The 14,046-nt window shown below is 63.8% G+C and carries 13 protein-coding genes; 2 read left to right on the forward strand and 11 right to left on the reverse strand.

The genetic code is table 11. The features are described 5' to 3' along the window. Nucleotides 1–63: 63 nt before the first annotated feature. Both CFB17_RS01935 and CFB17_RS01940 read right to left on the reverse strand, forming a co-directional pair. The gene (locus CFB17_RS01935) at nt 64–1,248 is read right to left on the reverse strand and encodes an ABC transporter permease (protein WP_088559695.1); all 1,185 of its coding nucleotides are present in this window, start codon (nt 1,246–1,248) and stop codon (nt 64–66) included. Beyond that, nucleotides 1,245–2,240: an ABC transporter permease gene (locus tag CFB17_RS01940; protein WP_088559873.1), complete on the reverse strand. Its 996-nt coding sequence runs from the start codon at nt 2,238–2,240 to the stop codon at nt 1,245–1,247. Before CFB17_RS01940 ends, CFB17_RS01935 begins: the two co-directional genes overlap by 4 nt. A 145-nt stretch (nt 2,241–2,385) precedes the next feature. Here CFB17_RS01940 and CFB17_RS01945 point away from each other — a divergent pair, with 145 nt between their 5' ends. Then, nucleotides 2,386–2,805 carry a VanZ family protein gene (locus CFB17_RS01945; RefSeq protein ID WP_165769371.1) on the forward strand — a complete coding sequence of 140 codons (420 nt, stop codon included), beginning with the start codon at nt 2,386–2,388 and terminating at the stop codon, nt 2,803–2,805. On the opposite strand, the gene CFB17_RS01950 is transcribed toward CFB17_RS01945, so the two are convergent. Then, a complete protein-coding gene (locus CFB17_RS01950; protein ID WP_243389668.1) occupies nt 2,802–3,176 on the reverse strand; it encodes an HIT domain-containing protein in 375 nt (124 codons plus the stop codon). The genes CFB17_RS01945 and CFB17_RS01950 overlap by 4 nt on opposite strands. 94 nt (nt 3,177–3,270) lie before the next feature. Here CFB17_RS01950 and gshB point away from each other — a divergent pair, with 94 nt between their 5' ends. Then, entirely contained in the window at nt 3,271–4,215 is a 945-nt protein-coding gene (gshB, locus tag CFB17_RS01955) for a glutathione synthase (protein ID WP_088559697.1), read from the forward strand. A 28-nt stretch (nt 4,216–4,243) separates the two neighbouring features. On the opposite strand, the gene CFB17_RS01960 is transcribed toward gshB, so the two are convergent. From CFB17_RS01960 to ileS, 8 genes are all read right to left on the reverse strand, one after another. Beyond that, nucleotides 4,244–4,750, reverse strand: coding sequence for a CarD family transcriptional regulator (locus CFB17_RS01960; protein ID WP_088559875.1), 507 nt, complete (start codon nt 4,748–4,750; stop codon nt 4,244–4,246). A gap of 294 nt (nt 4,751–5,044) precedes the next feature. After that, nucleotides 5,045–5,383, reverse strand: coding sequence for a ferredoxin FdxA (fdxA, locus tag CFB17_RS01965; protein WP_088559698.1), 339 nt, complete (start codon nt 5,381–5,383; stop codon nt 5,045–5,047). 105 nt (nt 5,384–5,488) lie between these two features. After that, nucleotides 5,489–7,342: a DNA mismatch repair endonuclease MutL gene (mutL, locus tag CFB17_RS01970; protein WP_088559699.1), complete on the reverse strand. Its 1,854-nt coding sequence runs from the start codon at nt 7,340–7,342 to the stop codon at nt 5,489–5,491. Nucleotides 7,343–7,364: 22 nt separating this feature from the next. After that, nucleotides 7,365–8,696: a M16 family metallopeptidase gene (locus tag CFB17_RS01975; protein ID WP_088559700.1), complete on the reverse strand. Its 1,332-nt coding sequence runs from the start codon at nt 8,694–8,696 to the stop codon at nt 7,365–7,367. Then, nucleotides 8,693–10,054: a M16 family metallopeptidase gene (locus CFB17_RS01980; RefSeq protein ID WP_088559701.1), complete on the reverse strand. Its 1,362-nt coding sequence runs from the start codon at nt 10,052–10,054 to the stop codon at nt 8,693–8,695. Before CFB17_RS01980 ends, CFB17_RS01975 begins: the two co-directional genes overlap by 4 nt. A gap of 96 nt (nt 10,055–10,150) precedes the next feature. Continuing rightward, nucleotides 10,151–10,678, reverse strand: coding sequence for a DUF3035 domain-containing protein (locus tag CFB17_RS01985; RefSeq protein WP_088559702.1), 528 nt, complete (start codon nt 10,676–10,678; stop codon nt 10,151–10,153). Beyond that, nucleotides 10,678–11,184, reverse strand: coding sequence for a signal peptidase II (gene lspA, locus CFB17_RS01990; RefSeq protein ID WP_088559703.1), 507 nt, complete (start codon nt 11,182–11,184; stop codon nt 10,678–10,680). The genes CFB17_RS01985 and lspA overlap by 1 nt, the downstream gene beginning before the upstream one ends. Beyond that, nucleotides 11,184–13,994 carry an isoleucine--tRNA ligase gene (ileS, locus tag CFB17_RS01995; protein WP_088559704.1) on the reverse strand — a complete coding sequence of 937 codons (2,811 nt, stop codon included), beginning with the start codon at nt 13,992–13,994 and terminating at the stop codon, nt 11,184–11,186. The genes lspA and ileS overlap by 1 nt, the downstream gene beginning before the upstream one ends. Nucleotides 13,995–14,046: the final 52 nt, after the last annotated feature.

Below are 14,046 nucleotides of genomic sequence, written 5' to 3' on the forward strand. Positions count from 1 at the left end.
CTGGCTTGTCGCGACTGAACCTCGTTCGCGGGAACAGCAGGGGAGGACTCGTCGCGATCCCTGCTAGCGATAGGGATCGGCGGCGTCGCGCAGGCCGTCGCCCAGGAAATTGAAGGCCAGCACAACGAGGATGACCGGGACGACGGGGAGCATGAGCCAGGGATAGAGGGCCACGACATTGACGTTCTGGGCATCGTTCAGCAGCACGCCCCAGCTGACCATCGGCGCGCGAACGCCCAGCCCCAGAAAGGAGAGAGCCGTCTCGCCCAGGATCATGCTGGGCACCGAGAGGGTCGCCGAGGCAATGAGGTGGCTCATGAAGGAGGGGACGAGGTGGCGGCCGATGATGCGGGCGGGCGTGGCGCCGAGGAGATAGGCCGCCTGGGCGAAATCCTCCTCGCGTAGCGCCAATGTCTTCGAACGGACGGCGCGGGCGAGTCCGGTCCAGTCGATGAGGCCCAGGATGAGCGTGATGCCGAAATAGACCCAGATGGGATCCCAGGTGATCGGCAGGGCGGCCGAGAGGGAGAGCCAGAGCGGGATGGTGGGAAAGCTGCGGATGATCTCGATGGTGCGCTGGATGATGTTGTCGGTCCAGCCGCCATAATAGCCGGAGATGCCACCCAGCGTGATGCCGAGCACGAAGCTTATGGCGACCCCGACCAGGCCCACGGTGAGCGAGATGCGCGCGCCATAGAGGATGCGGGAGAGGAGATCGCGGCCGAGGCGGTCGGTGCCGAGAAAATAGAACGTGCCGCCGGAGGCCGGGCAGACGAGATGGATATCGAGCGGCAACCGGTTCCAGAAGCGATAGCCGTCGCCCCGGCAAAAGAAACGCAAAGGCTCGACGCGGTCGAGATCGGCCTCATAGACGCGCTGTAGTTTGTCCATGTCCAGCTTGTAGCTGATGCCATAGACGAAGGGGCCGATGAAGCGGCCCTCGTGGAAAAGATGGACCATCTGCGGAGGGGCGTAGATGTGCGTCGGGTCGCGGCTGTCCTTGTAATAGGGGGCCAGGAACTCGACGCAGAGAAGCGAGGCATAGAACAGACCGAGAAACCACAAGGAGACGACGGCGATCTTGTGGCGGCGAAAGCGCCACCAGATGAGCTGCCATTGCGAGGCCGTGTAGAAGCGCTCCTGCTTGGGTGTGAGCTTGACCTCGCGAGCATCCGTATCGAAAGGCTCGCGGTCGACCCAGTGGGTGCCGTCATGGCCGGTATCGGCGCTGGGCTGATCGGAGCTCAACGGCTGTTGCCTCCAAAGCGGATACGCGGATCCAGGATGGCAAGGAGGATGTCCGAGACCAGGACGCCGATGACGACGAGGATGGCTTCCAGCATGAGCATGGAGCCGGCCAGGTACATGTCCTGGGCCTGCAGGGCGCGGACCAGGATGGGGCCGTTGGTTGGCAGGCTGAGGACGACAGCCACGAGCGCGCCGCCGCTGATGATCTCCGGCAGCAGATTGCCGATATCGGCGATGAAGGGGTTGAGCGACATGCGCAAGGGATAGCGGACCAACACCGTCCAGTTGGAGAGGCCTTTGGCGCGGGCGGTGACGACATAGGGCTTGCGGAGTTCGTCCAGGAGGTTGGCGCGCAGGCGGCGTATCATGGCAGCCGTGCCCGAGGTGCCGATGATGAGGACGGGGATCCAGAGATGCTCCAGGACCGAGACGAACTTGGCCCAGCTCATGGGCGCATCGACGAGGCTTGGATCGACGAGGCCGCCGACCGAGGAGCCGAACCAGAGATTGGCATAATATTGGAGGACGAGGGCAAGGAGGAAATTGGGGGTTGCCAGGCCGAGAAAGCCCAGGAGGGTGAGGGAGTGATCGGTCCAGCTATATTGGTGGGTGGCGCTGTAGATGCCGATCGGGAAGGCGATCACCCAGGTGACGATGACGGTGGCGAAGGCCAGGATGCCGGTCATCAGGAATCGATCGCCGATGACCTGGGTGACCGGGCGGTCATAGTCGAAGGACCAGCCGAGATCGCCTTGAAGCAGGCCCCAGGCCCAATGGAAATATTGGATATAGACAGGCTGGTCGAGCCCGTAGAGCTGGCGGAGATAGTCGAGATGCTGCCCTTGCATCCCTTCGCCCTGGCTCCGCATCTCGTTCATCATCGTCGTCAGGAAGTCGCCTGGCGGAAGCTGGATGATGATGAAGGTGACGATGCTGATGATGATCAGGGTCGGCACCATCCAAAGGAGCCGATAAAAGAGATATCGCAGCAAGGGCTCCTCCCGCTGGCGGCCTGTGTCATGATAGTGCGCCTCGCGCAGCTGGAAAGCCCTAAGACGCACCTTGGGTTACATGGGCCGGCCGGGATCGCAGGGAGTGGGCTGTGGCAGGATCGGCGTTGTGCGGGAGTTGACGGGGATGACGTGGCTTCTCGATGCGCTGGCAATGCTGCGGCAGCAACGCCAGGTCTATCGCCTAGTCTTGACCCTGCTCTGGCTGGCGGGCTGGGGGATGACGGCCTTCTTGATGCTGGATCCGGGCCTGACGCCGCCTGGGCACATGAACGACAAGGTCGCGCACGCGCTGCTTTATACGACCATCACGGCCATGGGGGCGACGATGGCCGATCGCCTAGGTCGCTTCCTGGCCGTGGTGTTCCTGACCTGGGGGGTGTCGGCGGCCTTCGAGGTCACGCAGAACTGGGTGCCGGGGCGCACGGCCGACCCGCGCGATTTGCTGGCCAACAGCCTGGGCGTGCTCTTCGGTGCCGGCTGCGGTCTGTTCTGGCTCTGGCTCTGTCATCAGGCCGACCGCCGCCCAGCACCGGCGCGAAGCTAGGCCGAGGCAGGTGCCAGCAGTGGGCCAAGGGGTTGGCCGCCCACGATGTGGACGTGGAAATGCGGCACTTCCTGGCCGGAATTGGGGCCATGATTGGCCAGGATGCGATAGCCGCTCTCTTCCACGCCCATGAGGCGGGCAGTCTCGGTGACCGCCTGGAAGAAGCCCTGGATCGTCGCCGGGCTGGCATTGGCGACGAAGTCGACGAGGGAGACATGGGCCTCTTTGGGAATCACGAGCACGTGCGTGGCGGCGGCTGGCGTGATGTCGTGAAAGGCTAGGGCGTAGGCGCTCTCATAGACCTTTTGGGCGGGGATCTCGCCCCGAAGGATGCGGGCGAAGACATTGCTGGGATCGTAGGCTTGGCCCATCATGATTTCCTCAAGCTGGCTGATACCGGCCTCTCTTGCCAGCCGAAGGCGGCCAATGGCAAACACCCTCTCGACCTAAGCTTCGGAGACGCCCATGCCGCTTGACGTCGCGATCCAGATGGATCCGCTGGAATCGGTTAACATCGCCGGTGACAGCACGTTTGCCATGGCGCTCGAGGCGCAGGCGCGCGGCCATCGTCTCTACCATTATCTGGCGACGGACCTCACCTATCGCTCGGGTCGCATCCTGGCCAAGGCGCGCCCGGTCACTTTCCGGCGCGAGACGGGCAATCACTTTACCGTCGGCGGCGTCGAGACCATCGACCTCGAGCAGATCGACGTCGTCCTGATGCGCCAGGATCCGCCCTTTAACCTAGCCTATATATCGGCCACCCACCTGCTTGAGCGCATTCATCCCAAGACGCTGGTGGTGAATGATCCGGCGTCGGTGCGCGACGCGCCCGAGAAGATCTTCGTTACGCTCTTCGACGACCTGATGCCGCCGACGCTGATCACCTACGATCCCGAGGAGGTTCGCGCCTTTCGCCGCGAGCATCCCTCGATCATCGTCAAGCCGCTTTATGGCAATGGCGGTGCCGGGGTCTTCCATATCAAGCCCGAGGACACCAATCTCGGCAGTCTCCTTGAGCTCTTTGCGGGCTTTCTCAAGGAGCCCTTGATGGTTCAGCGCTACATCCCCGAGATCCGCCAGGGCGATAAGCGCATCATCCTGATCGAGGGCGAGCCCGTGGGTGCCGTCAACCGCGTGCCGGCCAGCGGCGAGACGCGCGCCAACATGCATGTGGGCGGTCGGGCTGAGAAGGCGGTCCTGACGGAGCGCGATCGCGAGATCTGCGCCCGCATCGGCCCGCATTTGAAGGAGCGCGGCCTGATCTTCGTCGGCATCGACGTAATCGGCTCATACCTGACCGAGATCAACGTGACCTCGCCCACAGGCATCCAGGAAATCGACCGCTTTGACGGAGTTAATCTCTCGGCGCAGATGTGGGATGCGATCGAGGCCAGACGGGGCGCCTGAGCGCCCCTCCGTGGTCGTCTGGCGGCAGCTAGGCGGCCTGCAAGAGCACTTTTTCAAGGCGACGGCTGGCTTCCGTCTCGTCGATGTGATCGATGGCGGCGACCTCGCGTGCCAACCGCTCGAGGGCGGCACGATACATCTGCCGCTCGCTGTAGGATTGCTCCGCGTCTTCGGCGCGATGCAGCTCGCGCACGACCTCAGCGATAGCAACGGGGTCACCCGAATTGATCTTGGCCTCGTATTCCTGAGCGCGCCGGCTCCACATGACGTTGCGCCGTGGCCGCGTCTTTATCTTCAGGGCATCGAGCGCGGACTGAATCTTTTCCCGCGAAGAAAGCTTGCGCATCCCCGATTTAGGCGCTTTATCGACAGGCACCCTGAGGATGAGACGCTCGTTCTCGAAGGAAACCACGTACATTTCGAGGTCGATCCCGGCGATCGACTGGCTCTCGATCTCGGTAATGCGGCCTACGCCATGCGAGGGATAGACAATGTAGTCACCTTCTGCAAAGGCAAGCTGCTTTTTGACGGCCATAAGGCACCTGCTCCCAAACGAAATGCCGCCCTTGGCGGGAGCGGCTTCCACGACGTACCAGAGAAACGACACGACCACGAACGCCCGGATCTTGGATCCGCGCGCCAAAAGATCCAGCGAAACGTCTAGCGACGTTCAGCCGGCACATGCCCGATGGTCGGAACGCTTATTGCGAGCTGGACCTTAGCATAAGTGAGCGTTATTTGCCACACCAAAGCAAGGGACGTGGCATTGGCGCGACGCCCGCCTTGCCGCGGGCGTCATATCGAAAGCCATGAACGACTGGCGGAAGCCTCAATTGCCCTCGCCGGGATCGGGCTTGAAATAGGCTTCGAATTTGCCTGGGACGCCCTTGAACGCGTCGGCGTCAGGCGGGGGATCCTTCTTGCGCGTGATATTCGGCCAGTTTTCTGCGTAGGTACGATTGAGCTCCAGCCATTTCTCGGCGGTCTCTTCGGTGTCGGGCAGGATGGCCTCGGCCGGACATTCGGGCTCGCAGACGCCGCAATCGATGCATTCATCTGGATTGATGACGAGCATGTTCTCGCCCTCATAGAAGCAATCGACCGGGCATACCTCGACGCAATCCATGTATTTGCACCGAATGCAGGCCTCGGTCACCACATAGGGCATCGTCTATCTCCAAGAAGGGTCGCGCGCGTCGACCCGCCATAGCGAACGGTTCTCTAGTCCGGCAGGCAAGCCCACCGCAAGGCAGTATCGCCGGGGGATGGCCGCTCAGGCGCGGCGGCCGAACAGTCGCTCGATCTCGGCCAACCCCAGGGATATGTAGGTTGGCCTCCCATGAATGCATTGGCCAGTGAAGGGGGTAGTCTCCATGCGGCGAAGGAGCGCATTCATCTCCTCGATCGTCAGCCGCCGTCCTGCCCGCACGCTGCCATGGCAAGCCATCGTGCCGGCCACCTTGTCGATCGCTTCCTTGAGGCGCACCGCTTGGCCCATCTCCTCGAGGTCGTGGGCGAGGTCGCGGACGAGCGCGGCGACGCTGCTCTGGCCCAAAATGGCCGGCACTTCGCGCACGATCACGGCACCCTCGCCAAAGCCCTCCAGCACCAGACCCAATTCCGCGAGTTCGTCGGCCCGACCGATCAGCACCGACTGCTCGCCCCCCTCAAGCTCGACGATTTCCGGCAGAAGCAGAGCCTGGCGAGCAACACCGCCCGCATGCAGCCCAGCCTTTAGCCGCTCATAGACGATCCGTTCATGCGCCGCATGCTGATCGACAATGATCAGCCCCTCCCGCGTTTGCGCGACGATGAAATTTTCGTGCAGTTGGGCACGCGCGGCGCCGAGCGGCCAGGGATCGGCCGACGATGCCGTCCCCGGGCGCGCGCCGTCTTCACCCTCAGGGTTTGTCTCCTGTCGGGGCGCGCTGCCCGGGGCGAACCCGGCCTCGGCGAGGTCGCCATTGACGTGGCTGTCGGCCGTGCCCGGCAAAGGGGCCTGGTAGGCCAGGGCCGCCTCCATCAGACCAGGGCCGGCCGGCCCCGGCCCGCGCCAGCCTCGTCCCAGACCCCCTGGGCGAAACAGCCGTGCCGCGTCCTGCCCGAGCGCGGTATCGGCGCGATGCCCGTGCTCGGCCAAGGCCCGCTTCAGGCTGCCAATGATCAGACCGCGCACGTCGTCCGGGGCGCGAAAACGGATTTCCGCCTTGGTTGGGTGAACATTGACATCGAGAGCACTGGCCTCGACGTCGAGGAAAAGGGCGGCCACGGGCTGGCGATCATGGAAGAGCAAGTCGCTATAAGCGGCCCGCAGCGTCGACTTCAGCAGCCGATCCTGCACTGGGCGGCGATTGACCATGAAAAACTGTGCCCGGCCGTCCCCCCTTGCCGCTGTAGGCAGGCCAGCGAAGGCTAGGAGGCGAACCTCCGCGCGCGCGGCTTCCACCCGGAGCATATTCGTGAAAGCCGCCTGGCCCAGGATGGCGCGCACGCGGTCTTCCTGGGCTCCTCCATCCACCGCCAGCCTTGCCTCGTAATCGAGCAGCTGGCGGTCATCGGCGACGAGGCGAAAGGCGATGTCTGGATGGGCAAGCGCAAGACGCTTGAGCACCTCGACGATCGCCTGGGTCTCCGCCCGGTCGGAGCGGAGGAATTTCAGCCGGGCGGGCGTGCGGTAGAAAAGATCACGGACCTCCACCCGGCTGCCTGGGCGCATGGCCGTGGGCCGAAGGGCACCGACCTCGTCGCCGTCGACGAGCAATTCAAAGCCTTCGGCGGCACCCTGCGGCCGGCTGCGCAGGCTGAGCCTGGCGATCGATCCGATCGAGGGCAGCGCCTCGCCACGAAAGCCCAGCGTCGTGATCCTTACCAGATCGTCGTCGACCAGCTTCGAGGTCGCATGCCGCAGCACGGCTATCGGCAACTCCTCGGGTGACATGCCGATCCCGTCATCCTCTACGGCGATCAGCCGCCGGCCGGCATCGTCGATAAAGACGTCGATGCGACCGGCCCCGGCGTCGATCGCGTTTTCCACGAGTTCCTTGACGACCGAGGCCGGCCGCTCAATCACCTCACCGGCCGCGATCCGGTTGATGGTTCCCTCATCCAGCCGACGGATACGGCTCATGCGCCCAGGGCTCCCGATGGCCTCAATCGGCGAGCACCGGCTCGTCCGCCTGCCTAATCCCGTCCTTGCGTCGCAGCGTGACCGCGGCCTCGATTCCTTCGGGCGCGCCGACGATCGAGACGGAAAGAGGCTGCGTGAGGCAGCGCGCCGCCACCCTTTTCAGATCCTCCAGCGTGACCGCCTCGATGAAGCCGTTGCGTGTCGCCAGATAGTCCGCGCCCAGATCGTGCGCCATCATGCCGACAAGCATACGCGCCACCTGGTCGTTGCTCGTCAGCCGCAAGGGAAAGGAGCCGGTCAGATAGGTGCAGGCATTGGCACGGTCGATCTCGCTGATCTCGCCAGCCGCAAGCTTCTCGATTTCCTGGCGGACGAGAGCAATCGATTGGGCCACCTGGGCATTGCTGGTGGCGACGCTGCCCAGCCAGAGCGGAGCAAAACGCGTATCGTAGAGCTGGGAATAGACCGAGTAGGCAAGCCCGCGTTTCTCGCGCACCTCCTCCATCAGCCGCGAGCTGAACCCGCCGCCGCCCAGGATGTAGTTCAGCATATAGGCGGCGTAGTAGTCGGGATCGTGCCGCTCGATCCCCGTCGTGCCGAACGTGACCACGCTTTGCGGCAGCGGCAAAGGAAGGATGTAGGTCTGGCCCAGTATCGGCGTTGCCGGCCCGACGGCGGGCAGCGCGACCGTTTCCGGCAGGTCACCGAACGTACGATCGAGCAGCGTTGACAGTTCCGCGGCCGTGATGTCGCCGGAGACGCCGATCGCCAGATCACGTCGCGCCAGGCGCGAGCGCACAAAGCCGTTCAAGCTATCCTTGCTCATGCCCTTGATGCTGGCGATCGTGCCTCGCGTCGGCCGACCATAGGAATGGCTGGCGAAAGCCTGTTCGAACCAGACGCGTGAGGCCTGGAAATTAGGGCTGGTCTCCAGCCGATCCAACTCGGCCAGGATCTGGCTCCGCACGCGGGCTACGGGTTCGCTATCGAAGCGCGGCTCGTGCAAGGCGAGGCGCAAAAGCTCGAAAGCGTGCTCGCGTGTCGCGTTCAGCGTCAACAGCGAGCCCGAGATCGCGTCGCGATCGGCATCGAAGCTGAGGCGAATGGCATTGTCCTCAAGTTCGGCCTGAAATGCCTGACTATCATAGCTGCCAGCGCCCTCGTCGAGGAGGGCGGTTGCCATATAGCTCAGGCCCTCGGCGCCGACCGGATCGAAGGCGGCGCCGGCTGGTGTGCGGAACGACATCGAGATGAAGGGAAGGGTGGGCTCGTTGATGAGATAGGCGCGAATGCCCGAACGCGTTCGAATCTCCTGAACCTTGTTGGCGGTCCGCTCGCTGATCATCGTCGTCATGCCGCCGCCCTTTCGCTGATGGCGACATCGGGAAGGAGGCGACCGGTGACCGAGCGCTCGATCCGCAGCATTTCCCTTGCCATCAGGTTCACCTCTTCGGGCGTTACCTTGGCGATCTCATCGGGCCACGTCTCAACATCTTCAATGCAGCCGCCGGTCGTAAGCGCCACGCCGAAGACCCGGGCCGCCGTGCCCAGCGAGTCGCGCGCGAATGTCGCCTCGGCCACCAGGCGCTTTTGAATGCGGGCGACCTCGCCTGCCGTCACACCCATCTCAAGCGTCTGGGCCAGCACCTCGTCGAGCGCATCCTCAAGCGTGTCGATCGGGATCTCGGGGCGTGGCGCCGCGACGACCCTAAAAGTGGTCTCGTCGAGCGCCGTCCCGCGGTAATAGGTCCCGGCTCCCGTGGCCAGGCCGCGCTCGACCACGAGGGACTGGTAGAGCCGGCTGGTGGCACCGCCGCCCAAGGCCTCAGCCAGGATTTCCAAGGCATAGCTGCGCGCCTTGCTGGCGCCGCCGCCGATGCCAGTCACGGGATCGGGCGTATTCAGGGAAGGGGCCAGATAGGAGCGGATCAGGCTCGGCTGGCGCACGCGGGAATCCTTCAGTTCCAGCCGCCTTGCCGCCAGTTGTGGCGGCTCGACGAGACGCTTGCGCGCCGGCACGTCGCGCGGCGAGAGCTTACCGTACGTGGCCTCCGCCAGGGGCAGAAGCTCGGCCATGTCGATGTCGCCTGAGACGATCAGGATGGCATTGTTGGGCGCATACCAATGCGCATAGAAATCCTCGACGTCCGCACGGGTATAGCTTTGGATTTCGTGCATCCAGCCGATCACAGGCAGCCGGTAGGGATGGTGCAGGAACTGGGCAGCCGAGAGATGCTCGCTCAAGAGCGAGCCTGGATCATTGTCGACGCGCGAGCGGCGCTCCTCGACGATCACGTCACGCTCCGGATAGACGTGCTCGTCCAGGAGGGCGAGATTGACCATCCGGTCCGCCTCCATCTCCATCACCATCGGCAAGCGATCGCGCGCGATGGTCTGGAAATACGCGGTGAAATCCAGGGAGGTGAAGGCATTGTCCTCGCCGCCATGACGGGCGACGATTTTCGAGAATTCACCCGGGGGAACCTTCCTGGTCCCCTTGAACATCAGATGCTCGACGAAATGCGGCAGGCCCGATTTGCCTGCCGGGCTGTCGGCCGTGCCCACCTTGTACCAGCACCAATGGCTGACCACGGGGGCCCGCCGGTTCGTGATGACGACCACCTCCATGCCATTGGCAAGCGTGCAACTTTCCGGCTCGAACAGATGCACGGCACTCTTGTCGGTGCCGGTCTCGTTGAGCGCTAAGGTCATGAAAGACGGCTCCCTGACAAAGTGGCGACGAACGCCTGACCAGTTCGACAGATGTCAGCAGGAGGACCGAAGTTCAAGCCGTCGGCGCCCCGTCGATCAGGGCTGCAGCGGTGTGCTCTGAAGGCGTCGCGTCGTGACGATGCCGTTCTGGCGCAGCCGCTGGCTTTCGGCCAGCGGATCCAACACCGTTCCCTGCGCCTGATCGTCCGCGCGCTGCCAAGTAAAAAGGAAGAGATAGGAGCCCCTGTCCAGCGTTGCCACCTGATCGCCTTCGTTGTTGACGGTCTGGCGGATGTCGGGGATGGAGCGCTGCGGCATCTGGCTGACCAGCGTCTGTTCGGCCGGGCTCATCGCCGTGTCGGGCTGGGCCGGCTGGCCGGTCAGCGCGGTGTAGGCGTCCTGCGAGGTGGAGTTGGCAGCGGGCGCCGTCGTGCCTGTCCCGGCACCCGGAGGACGCAGACGATAATCAGGCGGTACGACCAACGGCGCGCGGCGCACGACCTGAAACTCGTCGGGCGAGCGCTTGGAGAGGCCAAACGCATCTTGCACCGTCGAACTGCAGCCTGCGAGGCCGATCGTCAGCAGCGAGAAAGCGCCAAGACGCGCCAGAACGGGCAAACGCATCAACCTTTTTCCTTAGCTTTATGGCCCAGCGAGACCGATCTTGCCGGATTTTGTCGAAGCAGGCCATCGAGCAGCAAGACGATCGCGCCAATGACGATGGCGCTGTCTGCTACGTTGAACGCAGGCCAGTGATAGTCTTTGAGGTGAAAATCAAGGAAGTCGACCACGAATCCGAAGCGAAGCCGATCGATGACATTGCCGATCGCACCGCCCAGGACGGCGAAGATGGCCAACCTCGGCAGGCTTCGTGGCTCCCTCGCCAGCCAGATGACGAGGCCGACCCCGATCACAAGGGCCAGGAGACTGAGGATCCAGGGATTATGGGCGGCATCGCTGTTGAAAAGACCAAAGCTGATACCCCGATTGCCAACCAGGACGAGGTTGAAAAAGCTGGTCAGCTCGATCACGGGCGTGGCCGCAAGTCGGTTGAGGATCAGCCATTTGCTCACTTGGTCGGCGACCAGGATCACGAGAAGGAGAAAGAGCCCGGGGCTGAAGCGACGCATCAGGCGGCCACCTTGGCGACGGCCGCCTCACAGCGCTGGCAGATGCCGTTCGACGATTGCTCGACCTCGACCAGCACCTGCCAGCAGCGGGCGCATTTCAGGCCCGCCGCAAGGCGCGGCTCGACCGCGACGCCATCCACGTCCTCCGCCTTGAACGCATTGGCCGGCGCGGGCGCGGTCGAGAGCTCGAGACCGCTCGTGATTGCCAGTTCCGCCATGTCGATGCCCTTAAGGAGGCTCTCATCCTTCGCCAGCACATGGACGACCGGGGCCGCCTGCAGGCTGGCACCGATGCGCTTTTCCTTGCGTTCTAGCTCAAGAGCGCCGGTGATGACGCGGCGGATCTCGCGCACCCGCTGCCACTTCAGGGCCAGCGCTTCGTCCCGCCAGGCCGCCGGCAATTCGGGATAGCGCCTGAGATGCACGCTGTCTGCATCGGGATGACGGCTCAGCCAGGCTTCCTCGGCCGTGTGGACAAGGACCGGCGCCAGCCAGGCCGTCAGGCAGTCAAAGAGGTAGTCGAGGACCGTCCGTGCGGCCCGCCGACGCAGGCTATCCTTGCTGTCGCAATAGAACGCATCCTTGCGGACGTCGAAATAGAAAGCCGAGAGGTCGACGGCGCAAAAATCATGAATCGCCTTGTAAAGCGCGGCGAAGTCGAAGCTTGCGTTAAGCTCGCGCACCGCCCGGTCGAGATCGGTCAGCCGGTGCAGCACCCAACGCTCCAGTTCGGGCATCTTCTCGACCTCGAGACGTTCCGTCTCGTTGAAGCCTGCAAGATTGCCCAGGATGTAGCGCAGCGTATTACGAAGCCGGCGATAGGCGTCGGCCGTGCCGTCCAGCACCTGCTTTCCGATCCGGATATCCTCGGCATAGTCCGAGCTCACGGTCCAGAGCCGCAGGATGTCGGCGCCATGCGTCTTCATCAGATCCATGGGCGAAAGCGTGTTGCCCAGGGATTTCGACATTTTCCGGCCCTCGGCGTCGACGACGAAGCCATGGGTCAAAACGGCGTCATAGGGTGCGCGCCCGCGCGTGCCGCAACTCTCGAGCAGGCTCGAATGAAACCAGCCGCGATGCTGATCCGAGCCCTCGAGATAAAGGTCGGCCGGCCATTTCAACTCCGGCCGCTGCTCCAAGACCGTCGCGTGCGTCGAGCCCGAATCGAACCAGACGTCCAGGATGTCGTCGATCTTCTCGAAATCTTCCAGTCGATAGCGATCGCCCAGGAAGAATTGCGGGTCGCGCGTCCACCAAGCATCTGCGCCCTCCGTCTCGAAGGCCTGCGCAATGCGCTCGACGACCTCGGGATCGCGCAGCACGGCACCCGACGCCTTTTCAACGAAGACGGCGATCGGCACACCCCAGCTTCGCTGGCGCGAGATGTTCCAGTCGGGACGGCTTTCCACCATCGAGCGAATGCGGTTCTTGCCGCGCGCCGGCACGAAGCGCGTCGTGTCGATCGCCGCCAATGCCTTCTGCCGCAGGTGGTCCTCGCCATCCATGGGGATGAACCACTGGGCTGTGGCGCGAAAGATCAACGGTGCCTTGGAGCGCCAGCTATGGGGATAGGAATGGACGAGCGTGCCGCGCGCCAAGAGCGCTTCGCGGGCCACCAGCGCCTCGATCACGGGCTCGGCCGCCTTGAACACGTGCAGGCCGACAAAGCCCGGTGCTTCCTCGGTATAGGTCCCGTCGCCAGCGACGGTGTCGGGGATCTCGAGCCCGTATTTCAGGCCGGTGTTGAAATCGTCTTCGCCATGGGTCGGCGCGGTATGGACGAGGCCGGTCCCTTGGTCGGTCGTCACATAGTCGGCCGAGAGGAGGGGGACCTCGAAGCCATAGCCGCCCTCGAGCCCGGCGAACGGGTGGCGCGCGATCGTCCCTTCAAGGGCCGTTCCCTTAAGGACGGGCCCTGTCGACCATTCGGTGATCCCGGCCGCCTTGGCGACCTCCTCGATGAGATCCAGGCCCAAAAGAAGCCGTTCCCCGGGCTTGGCCAGCGAGTCGGCGCCGACGGCCTGAACGGTGATCACGGCATAGTCCATGAGCGGGCCGTAGGCGATGGCGCGATTGGCCGGCATGGTCCAGGGCGTCGTCGTCCAGATGACCGCCTTGGCCCCTTCAAGTTCGGCATGCGAGGGCCGGACGATGTCGAATTTCACCCAGATCGTGACCGAGGTGTGGTCGTGATACTCTACCTCGGCCTCGGCCAGCGCGGTCTTCTCGACGACCGACCACATGACCGATTTCTTGCCGCGATAGAGGCTGCCGGAGAGAAGGAACTTCGAAAGTTCGCGAAAAATACCGGCCTCGGCATCGAACGCCATGGTCGTATAGGGATTGGCCCAGTCGCCGCTCACGCCCAAGCGGATGAACTCGCCCCTTTGAATGTCGATGAAGCGTAGCGCGTGCTCGCGGCATTCGCGGCGGAAATCCGCGATCGACACGGCGTCCTTGTCCATGCCCTTCTTGCGGTATTCCTGCTCGATCTGCCATTCGATCGGCAGGCCATGGCAATCCCATCCCGGCACGTAGGGTGCATCCTTGCCCAGCATCTGCTGGTTCTTGACCACCACGTCCTTCAAGATCTTGTTGAGCGCGGTGCCCATATGGATATGGCCGTTAGCATAAGGCGGCCCGTCATGCAGGACGAATTTCTCCCGCCCTTTGGCCGTCTCGCGCAGGCGCTCGTAAAGGCCGATCTCCTGCCAGCGAGCCTGCAGTCTGGGCTCGCGGTTAGGCAGGTCGGCGCGCATCGGAAAGTCGGTCTGCGGCAGGAAGACGGTGGTGCGGAAATCAGTGCTCATGGGGAAAGATCTATAGCGAGGAAGGGATGGGGGGGCGTAAGACGGGACGGCT

The organism is Arboricoccus pini (genome assembly GCF_900187945.1).
GTDB classification, from domain to species: domain Bacteria; phylum Pseudomonadota; class Alphaproteobacteria; order Geminicoccales; family Geminicoccaceae; genus Arboricoccus; species Arboricoccus pini.

Coding starts and splice junctions, on each gene's coding strand:
- mutL (WP_088559699.1), bottom strand. CDS start 7,342: ATGAGCCGTATCCGTCGGCTGGATGAGGGAACCATCAACCGGATCGCG.
- CFB17_RS01985 (WP_088559702.1), bottom strand. CDS start 10,678: ATGCGTTTGCCCGTTCTGGCGCGTCTTGGCGCTTTCTCGCTGCTGACG.
- CFB17_RS01945 (WP_165769371.1), top strand. CDS start 2,386: ATGACGTGGCTTCTCGATGCGCTGGCAATGCTGCGGCAGCAACGCCAG.
- CFB17_RS01950 (WP_243389668.1), bottom strand. CDS start 3,176: ATGGGCCAAGCCTACGATCCCAGCAATGTCTTCGCCCGCATCCTTCGG.
- CFB17_RS01960 (WP_088559875.1), bottom strand. CDS start 4,750: ATGGCCGTCAAAAAGCAGCTTGCCTTTGCAGAAGGTGACTACATTGTC.
- lspA (WP_088559703.1), bottom strand. CDS start 11,184: ATGCGTCGCTTCAGCCCCGGGCTCTTTCTCCTTCTCGTGATCCTGGTC.
- gshB (WP_088559697.1), top strand. CDS start 3,271: ATGCCGCTTGACGTCGCGATCCAGATGGATCCGCTGGAATCGGTTAAC.
- CFB17_RS01980 (WP_088559701.1), bottom strand. CDS start 10,054: ATGACCTTAGCGCTCAACGAGACCGGCACCGACAAGAGTGCCGTGCAT.
- fdxA (WP_088559698.1), bottom strand. CDS start 5,383: ATGCCCTATGTGGTGACCGAGGCCTGCATTCGGTGCAAATACATGGAT.
- ileS (WP_088559704.1), bottom strand. CDS start 13,994: ATGAGCACTGATTTCCGCACCACCGTCTTCCTGCCGCAGACCGACTTT.
- CFB17_RS01975 (WP_088559700.1), bottom strand. CDS start 8,696: ATGACGACGATGATCAGCGAGCGGACCGCCAACAAGGTTCAGGAGATT.